General features: G+C 61.0%; 3 protein-coding genes. All 3 read left to right on the top strand.

The window, feature by feature from the left end; genetic code table 11:
- Nucleotides 1-498 precede the first annotated feature (498 nt).
- Nucleotides 499-2,529 carry a bilirubin reductase, long form gene (gene bilR / locus I1M21_RS05300; protein ID WP_195192723.1) on the top strand — a complete coding sequence of 677 codons (2,031 nt, stop codon included), beginning with the start codon at nt 499-501 and terminating at the stop codon, nt 2,527-2,529.
- 449 nt (nt 2,530-2,978) lie between these two features.
- The gene (locus I1M21_RS05295) at nt 2,979-3,374 is read left to right on the top strand and encodes a helix-turn-helix domain-containing protein (protein WP_089573462.1); all 396 of its coding nucleotides are present in this window, start codon (nt 2,979-2,981) and stop codon (nt 3,372-3,374) included.
- 181 nt (nt 3,375-3,555) lie between these two features.
- Nucleotides 3,556-6,438 carry a proton-conducting transporter transmembrane domain-containing protein gene (locus tag I1M21_RS05290; RefSeq protein ID WP_195192722.1) on the top strand — a complete coding sequence of 961 codons (2,883 nt, stop codon included), beginning with the start codon at nt 3,556-3,558 and terminating at the stop codon, nt 6,436-6,438.
- The last annotated feature ends 12 nt before the right edge of the window (nt 6,439-6,450 follow it).

The raw sequence follows: 6,450 nt of genomic DNA, 5'->3' as shown, positions 1-6,450 counted from the left end.
CCGGGCCCGCGCCTTTAGACGCGAGCCCGGGGCCCGTGGGTTATACCCTAAGAGCAAACCACCCTTTTTAAGGGTGGTTCTGATTGTTATTTCGGGACCGTGTTTTCGGTCCAATTCTCGGCCTCTCAAACAAAATCTCGATCTGTAACATCTAGACCCGATTTGGGCGGCTAGGTGTTACAGACCGAGATATACCGGTGGGTTGGGTCGTGTTTGTCTAAATCTGTAACACGAGGGACGGATTTTGCCGAGTTGTTGTTATAGATTGAGATTTTCTAGCAGGCGGGTTTGGTTTGTCTCGATCTGTAACAGTAAGACCCGGTTTTGCCGCGTAACTGTTACAGATTGAGACAAACCGACGGGCCGCCCCGCCCATCCCCATCCACCTGCCGCTACCTGCTGTCCGCCGATTTCCGTTGCGCTGTTGTATCCCCATGCCATATACTCTAGACAACTACGCGGCATCATCGCCGCCGCGCCTACAAGAGAGGAATATCTATGACCGCACCTGCATCCAAGCTGCTCCAGCCCATTACGGTTGGCCCCCTTGAGCTCAAAAACCGCATTATGTTCCCGCCGCTGACCACCGGCTACGAGGAGCGCGACGGTTCCATCGGCGAGCGCAGCCTGGCTTTTTACGAGCGCCTGGCCCGTGGCGGCGTGAGCTACATCGTCATCGGCGACGTCGCTCCCGTTATGACCGCAAGCCCCACGCCCAAGCTGGCGACCGACGCCCAGATCCCCACGTTTAAGGCCCTGGCCGACACCGTCCACAAGCACGGCGCCAAGGTCGCGCTGCAGCTGTTCCACCCCGAGTACGATGTGCCCGGTGTCGGCCGCATGGTCATGGGATCCATGGCCGCCGCCAAGGCCGCGCAGGAGGCCAAGGCCGCCGGCGACGAGGAAACCTTTGCCGCCAAGATGGCCGAGTCCAACGAGATCCGCAACCAGGCCTACGCCAAGCTGCATCACGACATGCAGCACTTTGTGAACGAGGCGAGCGTAGAGCAGCTCACCCAGATCAAGGAGGCCATCGCCGCCTCGGCCGCTCGCGCGCAGCAGGCCGGCATCGACGCCATCGAGGTCCACGGCGACCGCTTGGTGGGTTCGCTGTGCTCGGCCATCCTCAACCAGCGCACCGACGAGTACGGTGGCTCGTTCGAGAACCGCGTCCGCTACGCGCTGGAGGTCGTCGCCGCCATTAAGGAAGCCGCGCCGCAGCTGATGGTGGAGTACAAGCTCCCCGTGATCATGGAGAACCCCGACGGCACGCCGCGCGGCAAGGGCGGCCTGCAGCCCGACGAGGCCTGCGAGTTCGCCAAGCTGCTCGAGGGCGCCGGCATCGACATGATCCAGGTCGCGCAGGCCAACCACACCGGCAACATGGGCGATACCATTCCGCCCATGGGCGCCATGCCCTACAACTGGACGCTGCCCGTGGCCGAGCGCGTCAAGGCCCTGGTCTCCGTGCCGGTGGCAACCGTCGGCCGTGTTGTCTCGGTCGAGGCCGGCGAGAAGATTCTGGAAGACGGCGCGGCCGACATCATCGCCTATGGCCGCTCGCTCATGTGCGACCCCGACATTGCGCTGAAGGCCGCTACGGGTGAGCCCATCCGCGAGTGCCTCAACTGCAACAAGGGCTGCGTCGACGCGATTCAAAATCGCAAGTACATCTCGTGCGTGCTCAATGCCGAGAACGGCGATGAGGCGACCATCGCCATTAAGCCGGGCGAGGGCGACAAGAAGATCGCCGTGGTGGGCGGCGGTATTGCCGGCCTGGAGGCCGCACGCGTGGCGGCCAAGCGCGGCTACGGTGTGACCGTCTACGAGGCGAGCGATCATCTGGGCGGCCAGATTGTGCTGGCGGCCGCGCCTCCGCGCAAGGACGAGATCATGCGCTCGGTTGAGTACTACGAGAAGATTCTGCCCGGCCTGGGAGTGAAGGTTGAGCTCAACCATGCCGCTACCGCTGAGGACCTCAACGCCGCCGACGCCGCGATTGTGGCTGTGGGCGCACACGACGTGGTCATCCCCGTTCCGGGCGCCGACTCGGAGAAGGTCGTCTCGAGCTGGGACGTGCTGGCCGGCAAGGTGGAGCTCAGCGGGCGCGTCGCCGTCATTGGCGGTGGCCTGGTGGGCACCGAGACTGCCGAGTACCTGCTGCAGCATGGCTGCGAGGTGGCGATCGTGGAGATGCTCGACAAGATTGCCGCGGGCGAGTCCGAGACCATTCTGCCGCTGATCATGAGCGACTTTGCCGAGCACAACGTGGAGCAGCACGTGAAGACCCGTCTGACCGCCATTACCGACGAGGGCGTGGAGGCCATTCGCACTACCGAGGACGGCGCCGAGGAGCCGGTGAAGATCGCCTGCGATTACGTGGTGATGGCCGTGGGCTCCAAGGCCAACGCGTTTGACCTGGATGGCGTGACGGTGCCCGTGACCTGCGTGGGCGACTGCTCGGGCGAGCGCACCGCCGACATTGCGAGCGCCATTCGCACGGCATATCACGCGGCCAACGAGCTGTAGTTGAACATCGCGGCCAGGCGGGACGGTAGCACGGATCCGTCTCGCCCGGCTGTGTCCCGTCGGGTGTCAATCGGTGCGGGGCCTGCAAGCGCAGCAGGTCCCGCCCTTTTTGTTTTGCTCCGGTGGATGGCAATGCGCGGTAATCATGAGGAGTGAGGACGTCTACTGCCTTGCAGATCACTCAAAATTATTGGGGGAGGGGTTAATAACTATATCCTCTATACCAAAGGATGTAAAGAGATGCCAATTTTGTTGACAAGCGAATGACGATTAGCTGCGAGTCAGCTACCAGCGTAAATAATCGATAAAGAAATGTCGTAATTTGGTGCCAAATGCCCAGATAACGCCGCGTCTACTTTAATTAACTGCTTTGAGCAAACAGTAAAATGTTACTATCTAACTTGCACGTAAGAAAGCAGATTAACGGTTAAGGCTAAGAAGTGGCAGGTATGTCGGAAGCAACTAGGACTCGCACGCATGCGCCCGAGGTTAGACAGCGCGCCGTCGAGATCCTCCAAGAGGGGGTCGGTCATCGCGCCCTCGCCGCGGAGCTTGGCATTCCCCAGGCCACGGCTCGTCAGTGGGCCCGCGCGTATGCTGTGGGCGGTGCCGACGCCGTTCTCAACGCCGGTTCGCATCATCACACCTATTCGTACGAAGTTAAGCTCGCCGTGGTCAAGGACCGCTTGGAAAACGGCTTAACGGTTCGCGAGGCCATGATCAAACACAAGATTCCCAGCGAGTCTTCGGTCAAGGCTTGGTGCCGTCAGTACCGCGAGAGCGGTGAGTCCGCACTGGTCGATAAGCCGCGCGGTCGCAAGCCGCGCGTTAAAAAGGCGGAATAGCAAACGGGATGGTGCGCCCACGGGGGCGCATTTTTCTTGCCGCCCCTCTACTCCAATGCGGACAGGCTCCTTGCCTCGTACGCCTAAAACTCCCCAGTTGACCGAAAACCTGCCGCCGCTGCTCCTCAATTGAGCTATAACGTTAAACAATTGCAGCGTTTTTGCATGGGGGAGTGATGGTATGACGCTACTGTATTTCCTTACCCTGTTTCCGCTGGTACCGGCGCTGGGAATGCTGCTCGCGCGCGGTGACCGCGCCCGCGATGCGGTGGGGCTCATAGGCTCCGGCATTATTATGGCGGTGACAGTTGTAGTCGCCGTCATGTTTTTTGGCACGGGTCCGCAGAGCTTTGAGGTTGCCCCCGGCACCTCGTCTACGCTCTCGATCATCATCTCCGCCATCGACGTGATCTTGTGCGACGTCATCCTGTACAACGCGCGCAAATTTAAGAGCACGCTCGCCATGGTGCTCGGCATAGTCCAGCTGGTGGGCTCGCTCGCCTTTGCAGCCATGACGTTGCCCGCGGCCGAAGCCGTCACGGCAACGCCGCTCTACCTGGACTACATGAGCGTGATCATGGTCCTCGCCGTCGGCATCGTCGGCAGCCTAATCTGCGTGTATGCCCTGGGCTACATGAAGGACTTCCAAGCGCACGATGAGCACGAGGCCGCGCTGCGTGGGCAGGCCGCGCCCGACCGTCGCCCGCAGTTCCTGGCGCTTATGTTCTTGTTCCTCTCGGCCATGTTCGTCATCGTGACGAGCGACAACCTGGAGTGGCTGTTCTGCGGCTGGGAAATCACCACCGTGTGCTCGTTCCTTATGATTGGCTACACGCGCACGCCCGAGGCCATCAAGAACGCCTTTACCCAGATCATCCTCAACATGCTGGGCGGCATCGCGTTTTTGGCCGGACTCATGTATCTGCACGTTAACGGCATGCCGCTGACCATCTCGGGCATGATCGAGCTTTCCGGCGCCGGAACCGCGCAGTCCGCGCTGCTGGTGATGCCGGTCGTTCTGCTGTCGCTCGCCGCGCTCACCAAGGCCGCACAGATGCCGTTCCACACTTGGCTGCTGGGTGCCATGGTTGCCCCCACGCCCACGAGCGCCCTGCTGCACTCGTCAACCATGGTCAAAGCCGGCGTGTTCCTGATGGTCAAGCTGAGCCCGCTCTATGCCATCTATCCCGTGACCGGCTTTATGGTCACGAGTGTGGGTGCCATCACGTTTTTGTTCGCTGCCCTCATGGCCATCTCGCAGAGCAACGCCAAACGCGTGCTCGCGTACTCCACCATTTCCAACTTGGGCCTCATCAGTGCCTGCCTGGGTGTCGGCGCGCCCGAGGCCGTATGGGCGGCCATCTTCCTGATCCTGTTCCACACGGTGGCCAAGTCGCTGCTGTTCCTGTGCGTGGGCACGGCCGAGCATCATATCGGCAGCCGCGATATCGAGGACATGGATGGTATGTTTAGCCGCATGCCGCACCTAACGCGTCTGATGATGCTGGGCATCATGGGCATGTTTGTGGCGCCGTTTGGCATGCTCGTGTCCAAGTGGGGTGCCCTGGTGGCGTTTGCCCAGACCGGCAACGTGCTCATGATCATGGTGCTGGCCTTTGGCTCGGCCGCGACGTTCTTCTTCTGGGGCAAGTGGCTTGCCAAGCTTTCGGGCGTCGACCCCACGGCTCAAAACGTGGAGGTCAATGTCCATAAGACCGAATGGATGGCGCTCAACACCATCGCCGCGCTGTTGATTCTGTGCTGCGTGGCGTTTCCGGTTATCTCGAGCGGTCTGGTGTCGCCTTACTTGGCCATGGTGTTTGGCCGCGTGCCGTGCGTTATTGGCAAGGACGCCATGTATCTGATGGTGGTTATCGTGGCGTTTATCGCCGTGGTGCTGCTGACTTCATTCCGCGTGAGCAACAAACCGCACGTAAACGTGTACCTTTCGGGCGTGGGGACCGACAAATATCGCCATTTCCGCGGCTCGATGGGACACGAGGTGAAGGCCGAAAAGCGCAATTGGTACTCGGAGGACGCCCTTGGCGAGAAGCGTATTGGCCCCGCGGGTAGCGTCGTGTGCTGCAGCATTATCTTGTTTGCGCTGCTGTGTTGCGCGTGGATTGGGCCCGAGAGACTTGCCATGAGTGCGCCCTCGGTGCTGCGCGGCAAGTATTTCGAGGGCTCGGGCGTCGTGGGTATTTTTGTTGGTACCGTGGCGTTTGCCCTGCTGGCGCCTTTGGTTGGTGGCCTGATCGACGGCGTTGACCGCAAACTTTCGGCCCGTATGCAGGGCCGCGTGGGCCCGCGCCTGCTCCAGCCTTTCTACGACGTTGCCAAGCTGCTGCGCAAAGCCCCTGCCAGCGTAAACACCATGGATGATACCTACATGGCGTGCGCGCTCATCTTTACCGTCGTGGGCGGCGGCATCTTTGTGTCGGGTTCCAACACACTGCTGTGCGCCTTTATGGTGACGCTCGCCGCGATCTTTGTGGTGCTGGCGTCCGCCTCGACGCAAAGCCCGTTTGCGCAGGTCGGCGCCGACCGCGAGCTGCTGCAGGTTATGAGTTACGAGCCCGCCGTTCTGCTGATGAGCGTGGGCCTGTACCTTGCCACCGACAGCTTCGATTCCATCGCCGTGACGGGGCAGTCGGTCCCCATCATCGTGTACAGCGCACCCATTTTCCTCGCGTTGCTCGCGGTGCTTACCATCAAGCTGCGCAAGTCGCCGTTTGACCTTTCGTACTCGCATCACGCGCATCAGGAGATCGTCCAGGGCGTCGCCACCGAGATGAGCGGCGGCACGCTGGCCAAGATGACCCTTATGCACTGGTGCGAGACCGTGCTGTTTTTGATGTGGGTAGGCATGTTCTTTGTTTGGGACAACCCGGTGAGCTGGGTGGTCGCCCTGGTCGTGATGGCCGCGACGTATTTTGTCGAGGTCCTGATCGACAACACCTTCGCGCGCAGCACCTGGCGCAGCTGCTTTAAGCTCGGCTGGGGCGTGGCGCTGGTGTTTGGCCTGCTCAACCTTATGCCCATCCTCGTCGACGTGTTTATTTAGGAGGCGGCATTC

The sequence above is a fragment of the Collinsella aerofaciens genome (assembly GCF_015546965.1).
Classification (GTDB): Bacteria; Actinomycetota; Coriobacteriia; order Coriobacteriales; family Coriobacteriaceae; genus Collinsella; species Collinsella aerofaciens_X.
The sequence above is the reverse complement of the archived record's forward strand: the minus strand, read 5'-3'. Positions and strand labels throughout refer to the sequence as shown.